This is a genomic window from Aeribacillus sp. FSL K6-1121 (assembly GCF_038003725.1).
Lineage (GTDB): Bacteria > Bacillota > Bacilli > Bacillales > Aeribacillaceae > Aeribacillus > Aeribacillus composti.
Window position 1 is genome coordinate 2,895,881 of the sequence record NZ_JBBOPS010000001.1, and the last position, 20,159, is coordinate 2,916,039.

Sequence of the window (20,159 nt, forward strand, 5' to 3'; positions counted from 1 at the left end):
TAATAATCCCCCTAATATATGATTGATCTATCTGCGTAAAAAGAAACGTGAAAGCATGTTGCCAATAAATTGAGCAATTTGAACAAGAATAATTAATATGACAACCGTAACAATCATGACGGATGTATCAAACCGCTGATAACCATATGTCATCGCAAGATCCCCAAGGCCCCCTCCGCCGACCGTTCCAGCCATGGCGGAAAAATCAATAAGTCCTACGGTGATAAATGTAATTCCTAAAATTAAAGGCCCTAATGCTTCGGGGATTAGTACCCCAAATATTATTTGAATGGGTGATGCCCCCATCGCCTTTGCAGCCTCGATAATACCTGGATCAATTGAGACTAAATTATTTTCTACCACCCTGGCAATGGCAAAAGCTGCAGCAATGGTCATCGGAAAAATAGCCGCTGTCGTTCCAATTGTAGTTCCCACAACGAATCGCGTAAGCGGACTGATGGCAACTAAAAATATGATGAACGGTATAGGTCGAATAATATTGATTAATAAATTCAAAAATGAAAAGATGAATCTATTTTCTAAAATATTGCCTTTACGGGTGACAAATAGCAGTAGTCCCATGATAATTCCTAAAATACTAGCAAAAATCAATGTGAAAATGACCATTGTAATCGTTTCACCTGTTGCTTGAAGTATTCTAGGCCAAAACGTCGTCCAATCAACTTTCACCGTTTGTGACCTCCCTTACTTCAACTATCTCTGTCAACTCTTTTAATACTTCTTCAATTTGAGAATCAGCTCCAATGAATTCCACGATTAAATTGCCAAACAATTGATTTTGTAGTTCATTGATGCTTCCGTAAATGATATTAAAGTGAATATTATGTTTAGCTGTTAATGTCGATAATATAGGTTGACTCGCAGTGTCTCCTGAAAATACAATTCGATAAAGCTTTCTTTCATGATCCTTCCTTAACTTTTCAAGCAAGCTCGAAGATAATTTTTCATTTACAACCGAACTGATAAAATTTTTCGTCGTTTTTTCTTGAGGATTTGAAAATATATTAAAAACCTCGCCCTCTTCAATGATTCTCCCGTTTTCCATAACCGCTACGCGATTGCAAATTTTTCGAATCACGTTCATTTCATGTGTTATTAATAAAATCGTAATATTGAATTCTTCATTCACTTTTTTCAATAGATTTAATATTTCATTTGTTGTTTCTGGATCTAAAGCCGAGGTAGCCTCATCGCATAACAGAATGTCTGGTGAAGTTGCAAGCGCTCGTGCAATCCCTACTCTTTGTTTTTGACCTCCAGACAACTGTTCTGGAAATTTGTCAGCTTTGTCTTCAAGACCAACAAATTGTAATAGCTCTGTAACTCGTTGGTGGATTTCCTCCTTCGATTTTTTCTCCAATTTTAAAGGGTAAGCAATATTGCCATATACCGTGCGAGAATTAAATAGATTAAATGTTTGAAAAATCATTCCAATTTTTCTTCTTAATTGCCGCAGATCTTTCGAAGATATGGAATTCAAATCATAATTATCGACTATAATATTTCCTTTTGTCGGACGTTCGAGTAAATTCACTAACCTAAGCAGTGTACTTTTTCCGGCTCCGCTAAAGCCGATGATTCCAAAAATGTCGCCTTTTTTAATGTGAAGCGAAACATCTTTTACAGCTTCTACTTTTTTCCCACCAGACTCGTATATTTTGCTAACTCTCTCTAGCCTAATCATCAATTTCCTCCACCAACCGAAAATTTATCTAGATCTATATACAATATCCCCTTTGTTCAAAACGTTTAATGCGGGAACTACTCGAGTGTTTGGGGATGGTGCTTCTCCCATCTTAACTCTTTATGTTTAATTTAATTTGTTTAACTTGGAAAAATGGCGATGAACCATAATACTTTGACACATTTGTGCAATGCAAAAAATTTTTTTCCTTGTCATATTGTGAAAATCGAGTAGGAGGGAGCGATTAACTCCCGTCCTCTCACACCACCGTACGTACGGTTCCGTATACGGCGGTTCAATTAAGATAATTGACGCAAGTCTTTATAACTTCCGTGAATAGCTGTTCTCTTTATGCCAGTGGTCACTCCACCCTCCAAGAGATCTCCCACGGGATTCACCGCTTCCTCCCTCAAGTGAGGTACTACGTTTTCTGTGTTCATCATGACTCACTGAATGCCAAGGGCTATTCTCTCTTAATTGTTCGGTCCTTCTTAGTTGTTCTAGACCAACTAATACTATGACCTCTGCTGACTTCTGACTGTTCAGCTATCTATCACTAGATAGGTTACCAAGGTTACTTGGCGTGCCAGCCAGACCTCCCCGGGTAAGAGTGTAATCTTTCCTTCCATCCATCTGCTTCATTTACTCTGTATCACCTTCGGCAGAAAGGGCTTTGTTTTGTCTTGCAAACTCACCCAGTGATACCTAGCCTCATATGAAGTTCGTGTTCCTCAGACCGGAAGTTTGCCGCTCGCTTCCTTCAGATTCCGCGTCACCACGGACACCCTTGCGTTAAGCTAACTGCTACTTCTGCCTTCGCAGCTCGGGACTTTCACCCTATAGATTACACCCATGCCGGGCGCACAAGAAAGGCCTTAATTTCATTTTTCATGAAATTAAGGCCTCTGGTGTTCCAGTCAGCAAATATTATGCACTTTTCTGCTCAGCAGCAGAAAATGCTCCCACAGTCTCCAGCATCCTCCTATTTAAATTGCACTTCTTTCAAACTATTTCGATATTCTTCAATCACGGATTTCGAAATTTGACTCACGACCATGTCATTTAAAGGAGGATTATATAAACCACACTGAACATCCCTAAAATGTCTTTCTAATGGCAAATCTTTCGATAACGAATGACCGCCTGCGATTCTCATAGCCAGCTCTACTATTTTGATCGCATTATTACATACTGTATATTTTGTAATAGAGACTTCATTGCTTAACTTATCTCGAACATGTAAATTTCGGTCCCATTTTTCAGCTAAACCGTATAACAGGTATCTTGATACAGCGATTAAAATTTCGATTTCTCCAATTTTATCCTGAACATGCGGCGCCTCTAGAATAACATCTCCTAGACTTGGTGAAAATTTCTCAGCCGCATACTTTAAAATAAAATCTCTGGCAGCAATCGCAATCCCTAAATAAATGGCTGGCAACTGCAGCGTGTAGGCACTGCTGTTGCCCTTAAAGCGGTTGTTCTTCCCCTTGTCAATGTAAGACAATAACGCCTCTTCCGGCACAAACACATCATGCAGTTCGATATCATGGCTGCCTGTTGCTCTCATTCCCAAAACATTCCATGTATCTATCAATTGTACCGAATCATTTTTTTTAATTAAAAATTCGGCCGTTTTATCTTCTTCTTCGACATATGCCAAAATCGTAAAATGCGACACAATTGGCGCCAATGTTGCAAATGCCTTTCTTCCTGAAATGATATATCCGTCTTTCGTTTTTCTCGCAATTGTTGATGGGGTTCCGCCTCTTACAATATTGCCTGATGTCCGCTCCGTGACAAAAACATTTAATAATGAACCTTCCTCAACGGCCTCTCTGCATATTTTCGCAAAAATTTCTTCTTTCCAAGGCCGGAAATCCCTAAGGCTAAAGAATGCCATTAAGTGCCATCCTATCGCCAGTGCCGTAGAACCACAGGCTTTCGCTAATCGTTCTTGTACAAGCAAAATTTCATATAATGAAAGTTCTTCACCGCCATATTCTTTAGGGATTGTTAGCTTATGATAACCCTCTTTTTTCAGGATTTCGATATGCTCAAACGGAAATTCTCCTGTTTCATCATATTTATCAGCTGTCTGTCGAATTTTCTCTGCAATGCGCTCCGCATATTCTACGAGCCTTGCATCTCGTTCATTTCGAATCGTCTGATTGCTTGCGTTAAAATCCATTGTGCATCCTCCAATAAAATCCTTAGAAGTAAACCTCTCTTATCGGAAGCTTCGTACCATTCACAACATAATCGCCAATAGCTCTTGCTTTGTAGGCTATCGGATTATGGGAAGCAAGTGTGCGAATATTGCGCCAGTGGCGGTCAAAATGCTTGGATTGTCTCGTAGCTGAAGCGCCGCCAACCTCAAAGAGAAGTGTAGCTGCTTGTAATGCAAGGTGATCGATAATAACTTTCGCCTGAGCAGCTCGCAGGGAAGCCTCATGACTTAAATCAAAGTCTATTTCTCCATTAACCGCCTCATTCACTGCTATGTCTAATGTATCTGCGGCAGCCAGCACAAGTGCTTCTGCGGCAAACGCGCTGCTTGAAAGCTGCCCAATAATTTGCTGAAGCAGCGGATCAGCCGCTGGCGTATCTGCCGATGCAAAAGTAAAGGTTCTGGATCTTCCTTGAACTAAAGCTTTAGCGTCTGTCACCACATTCCGCAAAATACCCGCTATCACTCCTTGCAGATAGAGCTGTAAAAATGAATTGAAAGGCGTCTTCGTCTCATCAATAAATGTTACTTCTTCTCGATTGACATATACATTGTTTAAGCGTGTTGTACCGCTTCCTGTTAATTTTTGTCCGATACCATCCCAGTCATCTTCAATGATGACGCCATCACGATTTGTCGGAATAAACGCGGAAACAGGTTTTCCTTCAGGGGTTGATGCCATAACGATTACCCAGTCGGAATATATGGTACCGGTGCTAAAATATTTCGTACCGCTTAATCGGTACCCTTCGCCATCTTGAGTCAAAGTTGTTTCAAAAATCAAATGACCAACATTTTTTGATGAAATTTCCGTAAAGGCATTCCCAATAATATCTCCTTTTGCCACGATTCCCAACAATTGCTCACGTCGTTCTTTATCCGGATTTCGAAGTATTTCTTCTACTTGCCAATAATGGGCACGAAGGCTGTGCGCCACATCCGGATCGGCTTCAGCTAAACGGATTAGGACATAGAAAAGATCACGAATACTAGCTCCTCCACCGCCTAGTTCAACAGGCAGACGTAAAGCACCCAATCGAGATTGCCGAATTAAATCGAAGGCATGATAAGGCAGTTCTTCACTGCCGGCATTTCTTCGTTCCTCAGCGTCTTTAGCAATTACATCAATCAATTGATCTAATTCAGGCGAATCAACTTTTACCGGACCGTTAAAAGTCAAAGAGCTTGCTTCATTTAATTGATTTTGAATTGACATCTTTTATGCACTCCTTTAATCGTATTTTAAATTTCACTATTCACATCTTTTTAGTAATATTTATTTGTAAAAAAAAGAGCCAAACAGCAATTACAAGCACCTCAGATCAATTTACAGGGCTTTTCTCTGCAAATGCACCTCGGTATTTTGCAGCAGGATGACGCTCATTGAGACGATCTGTCCCAAACAATTTGCGCCGCAATGTTCCTGGCTTTCCATATCCATTGCGCGCTAAACCGCGCTTTCGAAGCACAGGCATGACTTGATCAATAAATTCTTCATAGGAACCGGGAATCGTCGCATTGATGACATTGATGCCGTCAACACCTGCATCCCTCCAAAGCTCAAGCTGGTCTGCAATCATTTCAGGAGTGCCGACAATACGGTTTGTTTTGCTCCTGAGCCTAGCAAGATCTCTAACTGTAGGAGTCCTTCCCGGCGTGCTTTGCTTTAGCCATTCATATGTGCTTCTGATCCCTTCAGTTTTGATATCTTCCAATGGAGTATCTAAAGTAGCATTCCCTAAATCAATTCCCATCCCCCCAGCGGAATGAGCGATCATCATATCGAAATCAATCTTATTTTCAAGTTCATATTCTTTTTGCCGAGCTTCTTCCTCCGTCTTTCCGACCACAAAGTACAATCCCTGATAAAAGTGGATATCCTCACTCTTTCTGCCATTTTCAACCGCCAACCTTCGTGTTTCATCGATCAGCTTGCGGGCATTTTCAGGATCAGGTGCTCCAATGAAGATCGCTTCAGCATTGCGAGCCGAAAAATCTCTGCCAGTAGGGGACGAACCAGCTTGAAAAAGCAACGGTGTGCGCTGCGGTGATGGAGCCACTAAGTGCGGTCCTTCCACCTTGTAGCGCTTGCCGACATGATGAATTTTATGGACTTTCGCCGGATCCGCATGAATTCCGCTTTCACGGTCCTGCAAAAGCGCTCCTTCATCCCATGAACCTTCCCAAAGCTTATATAAAACATCAACATATTCATCCAGCCACTCATATCGTTCATCATGCGGAACTAAGCCGTCATAGCCAAAGTTGCGAAAGGCATTTGCTGAGTAGCTGGTAACCATGTTCCAGGCAATTCGTCCTTTGGTGATGTGATCTAATGTTGATACACGGCGTGCAAAGTTAAAGGGAGGTTCTTGAACCGGAGCCGCCGTAAAAGCTAAGCCCAAATGTTTTGTATTTACTGCAAGTGCTGAAAGCAGTACCATTGGGTCATTACTAGGTACTTGCAAGCCATTTTCAATATGGAAATCCCATCCTCCTCGAAAGTCATTGTACAGCCCGACGACGTCGGCGAAAAAGATGACGTCAAAACCTCCCTCATCCAGCCGTTTCGCTAAAGAAACCCAAAGATTTACGTCATTAAAGTTAAGCTGATGACCTTCTTGATCACGCCACATCCCGTGAAGAATGTGAGAAGGTGTATTCATAACAAAAGCAGAAAATGATAATGGCTTTGTCATATTCCCTATATCTCCATTTATCCTAAAAATTTGTTTAACCAAAAAAAGAATTCATTTCATAAACGACTTAAAGGACTTATGAATCCGCAGCAAAATTGGCAACAAGTCAAATAAAGATGATGCAAAAGTAATACTGACTAACGACTAACCTACAGTTTCTTTTTTTCAAGGCTGATCATATGAAGTTCAAAGCTTCTTTTGATACAAAAAAGTAAGGTTAATCCTGCAGTTGATAGCTTAAATTTCTATATTTAGCTCCAATATGGTCTTCCGGTAAACGGGACTGGCCTTTGCCAAACAATTTTTCCCGCAAAGTTCCTTCTTCATATTCTTTTTTCACGACTCCACGTTGTTGAAGCTCCGGAATGACAAGATCAACAAAATCTTTAAAAGTTCCCGGCGTTATTGCATAGGCGAGATTAAATCCATCGATATCCGTATCTTCAATCCATTCCTCAAACGTATCAGCTATTTGCTTTGGTGTTCCGACTACTACAGGACCCATTCCGCCTATTCCAGCAAAATTCGCCAGCTCGCGGACAGTCCATTTTTTATTTGGACTTGCTTTCGTTAATGATTCGAGCACTGATTTGATGGCGTTAGTATCAATGTATTCAATTTCTTGATCAGGATCATATTTTGAAAAATCAACACCTGACCAGCCGCCTAATAAAGAAAGGGCCCCTTCATAGCTGATATATTGCGATAATTCTTCATATTTCGCCCACGCTTCCTCCTCCGTCCGCCCAACAATCGGTGTGAACAAAGCGAATACTTTTATGCTTTGCGGATCCCTGCCAAATTCAGCAGCCTGGGCTCTTAAATTTTTAACATATGAAGCGATAGGCTCTTTTCCTGGCATCGAAACAAATGTGCACTCAGCATGTTTTGCTGCAAATTGACGCCCTCTCGCTGAAGCGCCTGCTTGATATAAAACAGGTGTTCTTTGCGGCGACGGCTCGCACAAATGAATGCCTGGCACATTAAAATATTTGCCGTGATGATTTATTTCATGAACTTTCGCTGGGTCTGTGAAAATTTTTCTATCTCTATCTTTTATAACAGCATCGTCTTCCCAGCTGCCTTCCCATAATTTATAGCAAACTTCCAAATATTCTTCCGCAATATTATATCGTTCTGAATGGAGGAACCGATCGCCAATATCGATGTTTTTCGTTCCGCTTTCCAAATAGGAAGTAACAATATTCCAGCCTACTCGGCCCTTTGTTAAATGGTCTAAAGTCGACATTCTGCGTGCAAATGTATATGGATGCTCAAATGTTGTAGAGCATGTGATCCCAAAGCCTAAATGCTCCGTTGCATGCGCCATTGCAGAAACAAGTAAAATAGGGTCATTGACTGGAACTTGGGTTGCTTCACGTACTGCTGTTGTTTTATCATTTCCATACACATCATAAATGCCGATTACATCTGCAATAAATAATCCATCGAACCGCCCTTTTTCCAGTAATTGCGCCAGCTCAACCCAATATTCAATATCTTTATATCGGTATGACTGATCTTCAGGATGCACCCATAATCCCGGAGATTGATGCGCCACACAATTCATATCAAAAGCGTTTAAATAAATTCGCTTTTTCTTCATATGATTTCCTCCCGACTAACCGTATATTTGACATTGTCGTTTAGTTATCATTCCATGGACCGATAATGTCTGTGATTCTATATATCAAAACTGAAATGGAGTGGGATCATTTTTGAAAGGTACGTGTCTCTTTCTCAAATACTTGTTGTTACATCTTTTTCTTCGTTTTATTTAAAGGTTTATAACGAAAAAAACAGAGACTATCTTTGCAAGTACGAAACTTGCGATGATATGTCTCTGGTTGTCCAGTCAACATGATACATTTGATCGTATGAAATTTTTGCTAAAGTAATATATTTCCCTATACAAAGGTAAGAATTTTTTGGTTGGAATCAACGGCAGCTTAAGCAATTTATTGGTGACAGTTCTGTCACCATTATTTTCCATCTCCGTGAGCAGGATGAAACATCCTTTCTGTTCGGTGCAAACAATATATAAATCACTATTTTAATTGTTCAACTTTTAACCGGCTTAATAGATCATTCAATGATGTTTGTAATCTCGATTCTATTTCCGCATCAATAAAAGTAACCTGATCTTCGTGATAGCCAATTTGAGAATCTACGAAATACACTCCTTTTAAAATCTCCTGGCTGCCTAACACAGAAGCAATCGGCTTAATAGCATATTCCAATGTTAAAAGATGAGCTGCTGTTCCGCCGGTAACCACTGGGAGAACAACTTTATCAACGAATCCTTTTTCAGGAATGAAATCTAACAGGGCTTTTAACACCCCTGGATAGCTTGCTTTATATACAGGACTTACAATAATAACTGCCTGTGCTTGTTCAATCTGTGCTAAAACCTCTTGAATTTTTGGGCTGTTGAAGTTGGCAAATAAAAGATCTTCTGCCGGCAGGTCACGAACTGAAATGGTAGACGCATTCAGCCCTTCAGCCTTGATCCTTTTTTCTAAATAAGCTGAGATAGCTAAGCTTCTTGATGGTTTAGATGGACTTCCGGAAATAATCACGATATTTGACATAATGTCATCACCTTTCTTCAATTAAATTCGATCGTTTTAACATTAAGAATACGGTGTAATCTCAGGTAATTTACCGTTAAGAGCCCATTCTCCGATATCACGGATTTTATATTCAATGGGATCATGCAACGTGTGAGTCCTTACATTTCGCCAAAAGCGGTCAAACCGATATTTTCCTAAAGTTGCCCTTGCCCCCATTACTTCAAACATACGGCTGGTAACCTCTAAAGCTGCTTTTGCTGTTGCAACCTTTGCAGTCGCAATGATAATTCCACACTCTCCACGTTCCTGTTCTGTTAATGCCCTTTCTTTATCCCATGCTTCTTGCAGAGCATTTGAAGCGTCTTGGGCCAATGCAGCTGCAGCTTTTAACTGCACATATAAATCTCCATACTGGCGAATCGTATATGGATCGCTCGTCGCCTGATCTACTTTAGAGGTCAGCCAAGGACGAGTGATATTTTTCGTATAGTTTTTCGCTTCTTCAAATGCTCCCTCCGCAATTCCAAGAAGAACATGAACTAAAATGGTTTGAGCAGTATGCGTCCTTATAGTAGGGAAAAAGCTTTCAGGTTCTTGTTCATAGAAAGTTAATATCTCTTCTTCCTTCAGCAGTACATCTTGAAAAACAACAGTGCCGCTATCCGTTTGCCGTTGGCCGAAGCTATCCCAATCATCATTAATGATTATTCCTGTCCGATTAGTAGGAATAACGGCAATAACAGGGCGATCTTGATTTGGACTTTTAGCTGATATAAGCAGCCGGTCTGAATCTTTAGCACCCGAGCAAAAGCTTTTTTTCCCAATTAGCTTTAACTGATCCCCTTCTCGCTTTACGAGCAAGCTTTCATCAAGAGGATTATAGGTATTTCCCCAAAACAAATTATTTTCAGCCGTTTCCTTATAATACTTCTCTTTCTGCTGAGGGGAACCGAATAGATGTACGGATGTCAAGCATAAGAAATGATAGCCGAATAAGTGAGCCAATGACCCGTCTACTTTTGCCAGCTCACGTGTAATTTGCAGCACAGCTTTCCAATCCTTCCCCAGTCCGCCTAAAGACTTCGGGATGATAAGTGAAAGTAATCCGCTTTTTCTAAGCAGATCACGTTCTGCTTTTGCTGTTCCTCCTCGTTCATCCCTTTCAATTGCAGTTTTAGCAAACTCCTTTGCTAACTGCAAAGCTGTGTCAAGGTAATGATCTGTTCCTTCTGCAACACTCATCATTAGTTACCCCTTTGTCTTCTTTATCTAAATAATGTTTGTGATTAATAGTTTACTGACATAATCGTTCTATTGTTCCATTATTTCATTCATAAATTGATGAAGCTTCTTTGAAAGACCTCCGTTTCCAAAACGGATATATTTGCGTTTTTTAAAATCCGCATCTTCTCTTTTGACAAATTCCAGAAAAGCTAAAATATAAATTCGACGATGAATAATAGAAACGACTCCATTTGTATAAAACCAATTGTCAATCGTATTGAAAACACCTTTATTTATCCGATAATTCTTTTGGCACCAAAGGAAAAATTGTAAATCCGGCAAATTCAAATATTCATTTTCTCGCAAAGATTTTTGTTTTTCCGCTTTATAATCCAATATGTTCACATAACTATTTGCCACCGCTAATCCACCTTTCCATGTTTGTAAAAAAAGGAAAGAGACTCTCATTTCAAGAAATATGATCTTGAATTGAGAGCCTCTAGTTGTCCAGTCAGCATTCATCAAACTATTTTGTTTATAACTAAATTAATACATATTATTCCTATATGTCAAGTATTATTTAAAGAAAGAGACTCCTCATTTCTTGATGTTGAATGCCCAACATCATTCGTATTCATTTGTTAGTTGTTCCGAAAGCTTACTCATTTCGAGTCTTATGCTTCTTTATATTAGTTGGCTAGGATTCCCTCCAATTTTGCTTCTTTTTCTCTTACGAGCGGAATGACTTTTTCACCAAAGGCTTTTAAGTCTTCATCGTAATGTAAAAATCCTGTCAAAACAATATCGACTCCTATTTTTTTCAGCTCAATGATGCGATCTGCCACTTGTTCTGCCGTCCCAATCAAACCTGTTTTGAAACCGTCATTATATTGCACAAGATCTTCGAAGGTGGATTCCGCCCACATTCCTTCACCTTCAGGAGAGGCTTTCCCTGCGAATTTCACTTGACTTTCAAAGCCTTCCACAGCTTCTTTATCTGCATGTAAAACAATATCTTTTAAAACTTGTTTTGCTTCTTCTTCTGTATCACGAACAATCACGAAGCCATTAACACCGAATTGGATGTTTCTTCCGTTCGATTCAGCCAATGATTTCACATGATTAATTTGCTTTTTCAGATTTTCCAGCGAGTTTCCATTCATGAAATAAACATCTGAAACTCGTCCAGCCATTTCTCTTGCTGCTTTCGAGTTTCCGCCTTGGAAAATTTTCGGGATATTAATAGGTTTAGGCTTTAATGGCGCTTCATTTATACGATAAAAATCTCCTTTAAAAGTAGTGGTTTCCTTTGTCCACAAATCTCGTAGAACCTGTATAAATTCTTCAGACCGTCGATAACGTTCATCATGGTCTAACCACGGTTCCCCATAACCGATAAATTCATTTTTAAACCATCCGCTGACAATATTAATTGAAGCACGACCATTACTGATATGATCAATCGTTGAAATAATTTTTGCTATGACACCTGGATGCCATAGACCGGGCAGCACAGCTGTAATAATGTTTAATTTTTTGGTACTAGCGGCAAGTGCAGAAGCAAGCGCAGCGGCTTCTAATTGTTTTTCAGCTCCGTAGCTGGCGAAAAATCTTGTTTGCAGCAGGACGTAATCAAAACCATTTTCTTCAGCTATTTGTGCATAACGTTTGTTATCCTCAAATGACCAGCCTGTTTTCTGTGGCAGATTAGAGATCACAAGCCCTCCACTAACGTTTGGCGCCCAATAAGCAAATTGTAAACCCATTGATTTTCCCTCCTTAAATTTTAATAAAAAAGGCTCATATCAGATCCCTAATATTAGGAACTGATATGAGCCTCTGGCGGTCCAGTGGGCAACCGGATAAAAGTAAAAGATTTAAGTATGATATTAATTCCATTATTCCTATTTGTCAAGTATGTTTTTAAAAATTTCGACTTTTCTTGCTAGTTTTATTAGATCAGTCCTTAGAATTAGACATGAGGGAAAGGCAGAATGGAAAATGGGTCATGGAGCGAAAGGGAATATGATTATATATAATGGAGCAGGGAAATAAATAATTCTTTCTTGGAAAGCGTGGAGGATCGGTCAAAAAAAAAAGCCGAAGGAGCTTTCTCCGACAATTTTATTATGTAAAAATAACAAAAAAACAGTATTGATGGATATTCAAGATTAAATGTCTAATCACAAGCCTTTTTCCATCATGATCAAGTCCTGAGGACAAAAACAGTTTCGACAAAGCATAAAACATAGAAAAGGAGCTGTCCAGAAAGTCAAATCCCTATTGAAAACAAAAAATCATAAACACCGATATATCAACGTTTCTAAAACATTAATGGGGGCGTCAATAAGCCGTAAAAACGACTTATTAGACACCCCCCTTTTCTTTATAACGGCATTGGTGTGTCTGTCGGGTTCGCATAGCCTTCTTTGTATTTTTCATCTATATATTGGCGAATTTCTTTTACCGTTTTTCCATCTTGCTTCATTTTGATTGCTTCTGCTGCAATTTCTAAGCAGACGTTGCAGCGTGTTCCATGGTCATCCCATACAACAGAACTATTTTGATTTACTTGCTTAACAAAACAATTTAGACTGCTCCGATGTCCGGCATGGTCGCCGCAGCCACAATAACAAGGAATCCATTGCAGCAGTTCCATTGATTTTCCGGCTGCTTGATAGATGATTTGAATGTTTTCGCTATATTCATTTAAAAAGGTCGGCAGTTCATCCCTTGAAGCAGTTGTTTCCCACAAGTCGCCATTCGGCGCGTGCTCCATGGTTGATTGTTCTTTATTTGAACTGCAAGCAGAAATGATTATTGTAATAAATAGTAATACCAATAATTGTTTGGCTTTCACAACGTCACACTTCCTTTTATAAAGTGTAATGAAATCCTTCTTTTCTGTTCATCAACTAATCACAAATTGCATTCAGCTGCCGAACATAGAACCATCTAGCGGCCGATGTTACCCTTACAATATATATTCCTATTTCCCTTCCTTAAAGTTTTTCTCTCAATTAATAAAGTCTAATGAACGGCATACATCTTCAAAGCTTCTGATATCATTCCATTATATTGTAAAGGGGATACTTCTAGCAGCTGCTAAAATATCCTTTATTTTTAAATCCGAACTTGCGAAGGGTGGATAGACTTTAACCTCTACAAGAAAAATACCATAATCACTAAATAATAAAAAGAATCTTCCTTTACTTTATAAAAAATTGTCAATGGTCAAGTTTGATCAAAAAAAGGAACCTTCCTTAAGAAAGTTCCTTTTTTATAGCTTGCAAAAATTCAAACTATTCTTTCTATTATTATAATAGAACATTTTACGCTCTAACAGTTGATTTGGCCTGAACCCTTCCGACAATACCTGTAATAATAATGACAATGATCGCTGGAATAAACCAGCCGAGTCCTTGATTATAAAATGGCAATACTTGTTCATAGAACGAAACAATCGGTACCATCCATCCGAAATAATCAATTCCAAGTGAATTACATAATGATTTCAAACCATCAAAAATACTAATTAAAAATGTAACTCCAGTCGTTGAAGCATATACAATACGAGCATGATTGAAAAACGGCGACAAGAACGTTAATAACATCAAAACAATCGCAAGCGGATAGATGAACATTAAGACAGGGATAGAAAATGAAATAATGTTCGTTAATCCAAAGTTTGCTATTACAAAAGTAAGTAAGCTAAAGAAGACAACCCACGTTTTATAGCCGATTTTCGGAACCAACTTATGAAAATATTCAGCATTCGCCGTTATTAAACCAATGGCAGTCGTTAAACATGCAAGAATGATAATAATAGCCAGCATAATTAAGCCGAATGTGCCAAAATAGTGTGAAGCCGCTTTGCTGAGAACTGGTCCGCCTGTTTCAAAAATTCCGAAAGCTTCTGTACTTGTTGCTCCTAAATAAGCAATTCCTATATAAATCAGTGCAAGCAGTGAAATGGCAACAGTTCCTGATTTTGCTGTAGCTTTCATAATATCTTTTTTTGATGTTACACCTAATTTGCGAATGGCATTGATCACAATAATGCCAAATACAAGTGATGCAAGGGCGTCCATTGTATTATAGCCATCTATAAAGCCTTGAGCGAACGCATGAGTTTTATACACTCCTTGCGCTGAACCAATATCCCCAATAGGATTCACAACTACCATAAATAAAAGTATGGCAAGAAGAATCACAATTCCAGGCGCTAGAAGTTTTCCAACATTATCAACAATTTTAGCCGGATATAAAGAAAACCAAAAAGTCACAGCAAAAAATAGCAGTGTATAAATAAGCAATCCAACCTGATGAAATTCCTCTGCAACAAACGGCGCAATACCGACTTCATACGCAACAGTTCCAGTCCGCGGTGCTGCAAAAAAAGGACCAATTGTTAAATAGAGCAATGATGTGAGAAAGACGGCATAAGTCGGATGAACTCTACTAGAAAGCTCTTGTAAATCACTGCTTCCAGAAAAACTCATCGCAATAATCCCGAGGAACGGCAATCCGACTCCAGTAATAATAAATCCAGTCACAGCAAACCACAGATTCTCCCCGGCATTTTGTCCAAGCTGAGCTGGAAATATTAAATTCCCCGCCCCAAAAAATAGGGCAAACAACATAACACCAATAACAGTAAGTGATGAAAATGATAGCTTGTTATCCTTATCCATAATTATTGATCCCACCATGAGAAATTTTTTAAAATTAATTTATTAAAATAATTTACATGATTCGTACAATAAGTCGTATTATACTATTTTTTTATGAAAATTTCAATGAATTCATATACTTATAACTACGTACATTCACTTGAAAAAAACGCTTGAAGCAGGCGAAAATGAACGCCCGCTTCAAATAATCGTAAGTCATCATCGCTTATTCTTTAAAATCTTGCTTCAATCTTTAGCCGAACAAAACTATATTCTTATTTTTCGTCTCAAATAATAAAATTTGCAGGTCTTTTTAACCGGAACATTATTCTTATAAAAAGTTTAGCCTCCATAATAGAAACCGGTTTCTTTCAATGTTAGCGGATCGCCTTCCCGATGCACGCCGGCATTGATCACTTCACCGACGTAAATATAGTGGTCACCTTTTTCTATTTTTTCCACCACTTTACACTCAAAAAAGCTCAACGCATCTTTAAAAATCGGGCATCCTGTTTCTTCCGTATAAAATTCGTATCCAGCCAGCTTGTTTCCTTCCGGTTCAATGGATCGGAAAAAGGCAGTAACCATGTCCTTCTGACCCGTCTCCAAAATATTGACGCTAAATACTCCGCTTTTGGCAATTTGTTGTTGTGAACGTGTACCCGCTTTTGCGGCAACTGCAACTAAAGGCGGTTCAAAAGAGGTTTGCGTCAACCAATTTCCAGCAAATCCATTGGCACCGTTTTCATCTTTCGTTCCGACAATGTACAAGCCATATGTAATTCCACGTAAAGCCGTTTTTTTCGCCTTTGCATCCATGTTGAGCATCACCTTCCTTTGAAAACAATTTTTTGGATTGTTTTGGTATTTCCTTTAGCTTCATTTTAGGCAAACGATTAAAATATGTCCAGTTTCAGCTTATAGTTTGCCTAGAATATCGGCCAATTGTTCCATACTGCTTCCAATTTTCTCATAACGGCTTAACTTAAAGTGTCATATTATACAATAGAATGAAAATCAGCCTATTAACATATGAAACGCTGGTATGCGGCGGGCATACCAGCGCAGAAGGTGATCTGATGCTTTTAAGGCTTAACGGTACTCATTGTGTAAGTCTATATTGTATGAAAATTAAAGCAGCTAATATTTAGATTCGTTCAAAATGTTTAATGTCACTCCATCACCAAAAATATCTCCATTGATCAACAATTCTCCCCATTGCCGAATCAGCCAATATACCGATAAAAATCGCAAACACGATGGAAAATATAGCAACATAGATAAAAAATGAGTATAAAGGATCTATTCCTTTTGAATATTTCGTTAGCAGTACACTTATCAAATAATATGGAATTAAAACGATCGCAAGCAAAAGTGAAATGATCAGCACAATGTTTCCATAAACATGGGATTTTAACAAAACTAGCAATAACGCGATAAGCGAAACAATGATCGCAGTGGTAAGATGTGCTCCATATATAGCTGTTACCTCTTGAAAAGATGCACTTGATCCAAACAATTTATTAACAATGAACATACACAATAACACGAGCGCAACAATAAGAAAAACAAATATAAAAACATGAAAAAATACCGAAATATACGAAGGTCCATCATAAAACTCATTTATCAGTCCTTGAGTACCATGAATTGCCGATTTAAATAGATTGCGGACAAAAACGCTAACCGTTAGTGTGACAATGAACACAAATAAAATAATGCTGATAAAGCCATTCACCCATTCATTTTTTTCTTTGCCGAAAATGGATGACGGATGTTTCAAAAAATGAACGAAATAGCTTCCATACACTTTCGACTGCTTTTTAACCTTTTCTACATGTTCATTCATTTGCGTGGAAGCTGCTTGGCCATAAGACGGTTGGGGATTTCTGTTAATTGAAGCCTGATCCCCGCCGCCTCCTGCTGTTTCTTGTAGATTTGGATCATTATTCAATTTTGCCCCGCATTTCCCACAAAAATTTCCTTTTTCTTGTTCATTTCCACATTGATGACAAATCATTTTCCTCTATTGGTCCTCCTCTATTGATTGGTATATCATGGGCAGCCGCCTACAATCGGCTTGCCCAAACATTGAATGAAGATCTTCTACGAATTTAATTGAATCACTGTTCCTTTGTATTCATCCAATTTTCGATCAGTGTTTTATGCTCCTTGCTTCCAACTGTTTCTTTCGCATATTGCGGATCAACGATCGGATTTTGAATAGTGGATAATTTATGGATTAGCACTCTTGTCACCGCTTCGTTGATGCGCTTTTCTTGAATTTTTCCGTCTTTCACTGCTTTCACTAAGCCATTATAAACCTCCACTTGATGCTCATATTCATGGCAAACAAGCAGCAAATCCGCTCCGGCATTAATCGCTTCGATTGCCATATCTTCATATGAATAATATTTATTTACTGCGCCCATTTCAAGATCATCCGTGACAACAATTCCTTTATACCCCAGCTTTTCCCGAAGCAGCTTTTGAATCATAACAGAAGATAAACTTGCTGGTTTGCTAGGATCATAACTTGGATATTTAATGTGAGTCATCATAATGAAGAATTGATTGTGATCTGTATTTTCAATGAGCTTTTTAAATGGATAAATATCGGAATTCTCCAAATCCAATTTGTCCGCTTTTACAGAAGAAGTGTCAATATGCGGATCAACACTGCTTCTTCCGTTGCCGGGAAAATGCTTGAGCGTTGCTGTAATCTTCGCTTCATGCAATCCTTGAACCACTTTTGCACCATACGTATAGACCGCTTCCGGATTTGTACCAAAAGATCGGCTGTCAGTCTCTGACAAATCCAAAACGGGTGCAAAATTTAGATGAAATCCCATGGCAGCCAATTCCCTTCCGTTCAGAAGAGCAATATCGTACACCGCTTTTTCATTTGCAGCTTGCCCTAGCTTCTGTTGGGATGGGATAGGAGACACTTTTTCTCTCATCCGCAAAATGTCTCCCCCTTCTTGGTCCACTCCGATCATAAGCGGCACTCCAAACCGCTTTTTCAGCGCAAGCCTTTGCAAAGAATTATTTAATTGCGCAACTTGTTCCGGAGTCTCCATGTTGCGGTCAAACAAAATGACAGAACCGATATGTTTGTTTACGATTAAATCGGTTATTTCCTCGTCTTTTTCCGTGCTTTTAAAGCCCACCATCAAAAGCTGGCCGACCTTCTCGCCCAAAGACATATCATCCACTATTCTAGCTGCTTTTTCTTCGACCGTTTCTTCTTTCTTATCGTTTTTTTCTTCTTGCAAAGCTGCAACATTACCCGCTTCTTTTACTTCCGGTTCTTCATGCTGGTCTTGAATCTTTGTTTTTTGATTTTCCTGAAAGAGCGGCAATTTCGGGATTGATATAATGGCAAAAATACTCAAAATAAATATGGCGAAAATGAGAAGCAAAGATTTCCATTTCATTCCGTTCTAGTATTTAGCTTTTTAATTTCAGGCGTTGCTAATTTCCAGCCGTCTGATTCCTTCACTAAATACCATTTCCCTCCCCATTCTTGTACTAATGTGGAGCCGTCGTCCTGTTTGTCATAAGAAGTTAATTGAAAACTCACTGTCGCTTGATCATTTTCTATACTTTCCACACTTACATTCGTAACTTCATTTTTAAAATTGTTTTTTAGCCCTTTAGACCATTTTTCATAGCTAATTTTACTGCGACGGCTTGAGGAAAACATTGCATATGCAGTTTCGTAGTCACCGCTTGAGATACTAGTATAATGGCTCATAATCACATTTTCGATCTCCGATTGTTCATCATGATAGTCTTTTAATGAATCTCCAACATCTTCGAAATCTTCCATTGGAATTTCTTGTTCAAATAATAGATCAATCGTTTCCCCGGCTTCTTTAATTGTCTTTTTATTGCTTTTCAACGTACCATCAGCAGTTTTTATTTCGGCATGAAGCGTCATCGAACCGTCTGTTACAACTGGTCCAAACTCTTCTACATCAGAAATTTTTAAACCTGTGCTCTTTCCATTGACGAATAAAATGGCATCTTCAATATTTGAATATAAATATACATAATCTCCAGTTAAATCAAAATTTATGTACACTTTATTTTCTTCTGCATCACTTGGCGAAACTTCTTCCACTTGCTTTACGTCTGCGTATTCTCCTTTGTATACTGCTTGCACTTTATGATTGATTGGCAAAAACGGCCCGTAAGTCCGTTCTTCGTCTTTTTTTATAGGTTCATATTTTTTTCCATCTATGTAAATATGGCTATCATGATTTGCCGTTACGACAATATATAAATTTTTAGGTATGAGTGCATAATAGTCAAAAAATAACCATTTTTTTCCTAATTTATTGATCGAAATATCTGCATCTGTATGCTCAGGAAATGCCCCTTTTTCATAAATAACGGCTTCTTTATGCAAGCTATTTTTCAGTTCAGAAAATTCCGATGGGTTCATTTGATAATGGTCAATTAATTGTTTGGCCACTTTTTCATCTATTTTTATATCCGATTGCTTCGAGTTTAGTAAATGAGCCACTTTTTTTGCATCATGATTGTTGATCGCTAGAATAAAATTTTCCGCCAGTTTTGTCGGTTTATAGACCGATTTTACAATAAAAAATGAACTTGCAATTACTAAAATTAATAGAACTCCAATACTTGCAAAAATCTTAGATTTTTTCGTTGCCAGCACCGGTCTTCTTGATCCTGATCCCTCCCCTGCCTTCATTACATTTTGCGATTGTACGGCGTTTTGTGATTCTACGACTTTCGCGCCGCAATTCGTACAAAATGTTTGATTTTCTTCTAATCGGTGTCCGCATTGTTGACAATAGTTCAACGATATCACCTGCTTTCTTCATAAAATTCAAGGAGATTATATCATTTCATAAGGCTTTTGATAGATTTTCTGAATAATTAGACATTAAAACAAACAGCACTCTTCTTAGAGGTTTTTCAAACATTTTTTAAGCTTCTATCAATCGGAGTAGAGACTTTAAACAAAAGGTGTTATATTTGCCCCTTTTTTCATTAAGTATAGGAAAACCCCCGACTGAGTTG

Annotated in this window: 16 protein-coding genes; all 16 read right to left on the reverse strand. The window is 38.6% G+C overall.

Features of this window, described 5'->3' with window-relative positions; genetic code table 11:
- Positions 1-27: 27 nt before the first annotated feature.
- The 16 genes from NSQ61_RS14090 to NSQ61_RS14165 all read right to left on the reverse strand — a co-directional run bounded on the left by NSQ61_RS14090 (position 28) and on the right by NSQ61_RS14165 (position 19,938).
- On the reverse strand, positions 28-690 hold the full coding sequence (locus NSQ61_RS14090) for a methionine ABC transporter permease (RefSeq protein WP_066247161.1): 663 nt from the start codon (positions 688-690) through the stop codon (positions 28-30).
- Entirely contained in the window at positions 680-1,705 is a 1,026-nt protein-coding gene (locus tag NSQ61_RS14095; RefSeq protein ID WP_130157495.1) for a methionine ABC transporter ATP-binding protein, read from the reverse strand. Before NSQ61_RS14095 ends, NSQ61_RS14090 begins: the two co-directional genes overlap by 11 nt.
- 982 nt (positions 1,706-2,687) lie before the next feature.
- On the reverse strand, positions 2,688-3,896 hold the full coding sequence (locus tag NSQ61_RS14100; protein ID WP_066247166.1) for an acyl-CoA dehydrogenase family protein: 1,209 nt from the start codon (positions 3,894-3,896) through the stop codon (positions 2,688-2,690).
- 22 nt (positions 3,897-3,918) lie between these two features.
- A complete protein-coding gene (locus NSQ61_RS14105; protein WP_066247169.1) occupies positions 3,919-5,151 on the reverse strand; it encodes an acyl-CoA dehydrogenase family protein in 1,233 nt (410 codons plus the stop codon).
- A 106-nt stretch (positions 5,152-5,257) separates the two neighbouring features.
- Entirely contained in the window at positions 5,258-6,634 is a 1,377-nt protein-coding gene (locus tag NSQ61_RS14110) for an LLM class flavin-dependent oxidoreductase (protein ID WP_066247172.1), read from the reverse strand.
- Between the two features lie 217 nt (positions 6,635-6,851).
- On the reverse strand, positions 6,852-8,240 hold the full coding sequence (locus NSQ61_RS14115; RefSeq protein WP_066247175.1) for an LLM class flavin-dependent oxidoreductase: 1,389 nt from the start codon (positions 8,238-8,240) through the stop codon (positions 6,852-6,854).
- Positions 8,241-8,682: 442 nt separating this feature from the next.
- Complete coding sequence (gene ssuE / locus NSQ61_RS14120) at positions 8,683-9,225, reverse strand: NADPH-dependent FMN reductase (RefSeq protein ID WP_063386539.1); 543 nt, start codon at positions 9,223-9,225, stop codon at positions 8,683-8,685.
- Positions 9,226-9,267: 42 nt separating this feature from the next.
- The gene (locus NSQ61_RS14125) at positions 9,268-10,449 is read right to left on the reverse strand and encodes an acyl-CoA dehydrogenase family protein (RefSeq protein ID WP_133309089.1); all 1,182 of its coding nucleotides are present in this window, start codon (positions 10,447-10,449) and stop codon (positions 9,268-9,270) included.
- 69 nt (positions 10,450-10,518) lie between these two features.
- Complete coding sequence (locus NSQ61_RS14130) at positions 10,519-10,851, reverse strand: hypothetical protein (RefSeq protein WP_235600401.1); 333 nt, start codon at positions 10,849-10,851, stop codon at positions 10,519-10,521.
- 269 nt (positions 10,852-11,120) lie between these two features.
- Complete coding sequence (gene sfnG, locus NSQ61_RS14135; protein ID WP_066247181.1) at positions 11,121-12,197, reverse strand: dimethylsulfone monooxygenase SfnG; 1,077 nt, start codon at positions 12,195-12,197, stop codon at positions 11,121-11,123.
- Between the two features lie 620 nt (positions 12,198-12,817).
- Positions 12,818-13,291, reverse strand: a complete 474-nt coding sequence (locus tag NSQ61_RS14140) for a PCYCGC motif-containing (lipo)protein (protein WP_130157505.1) — start codon at positions 13,289-13,291, stop codon at positions 12,818-12,820.
- A 472-nt stretch (positions 13,292-13,763) separates the two neighbouring features.
- On the reverse strand, positions 13,764-15,125 hold the full coding sequence (brnQ, locus tag NSQ61_RS14145; RefSeq protein ID WP_063386535.1) for a branched-chain amino acid transport system II carrier protein: 1,362 nt from the start codon (positions 15,123-15,125) through the stop codon (positions 13,764-13,766).
- Between the two features lie 321 nt (positions 15,126-15,446).
- A complete protein-coding gene (locus NSQ61_RS14150; RefSeq protein ID WP_063386534.1) occupies positions 15,447-15,923 on the reverse strand; it encodes a flavin reductase family protein in 477 nt (158 codons plus the stop codon).
- 361 nt (positions 15,924-16,284) lie between these two features.
- Complete coding sequence (locus NSQ61_RS14155) at positions 16,285-17,124, reverse strand: zinc ribbon domain-containing protein (protein ID WP_311066780.1); 840 nt, start codon at positions 17,122-17,124, stop codon at positions 16,285-16,287.
- 103 nt (positions 17,125-17,227) lie between these two features.
- Positions 17,228-18,541, reverse strand: a complete 1,314-nt coding sequence (nagZ, locus tag NSQ61_RS14160; RefSeq protein ID WP_311066779.1) for a beta-N-acetylhexosaminidase — start codon at positions 18,539-18,541, stop codon at positions 17,228-17,230.
- On the reverse strand, positions 18,538-19,938 hold the full coding sequence (locus tag NSQ61_RS14165; RefSeq protein WP_340807384.1) for a zinc ribbon domain-containing protein: 1,401 nt from the start codon (positions 19,936-19,938) through the stop codon (positions 18,538-18,540). The genes nagZ and NSQ61_RS14165 overlap by 4 nt, the downstream gene beginning before the upstream one ends.
- Between the last annotated feature and the right edge of the window lie 221 nt (positions 19,939-20,159).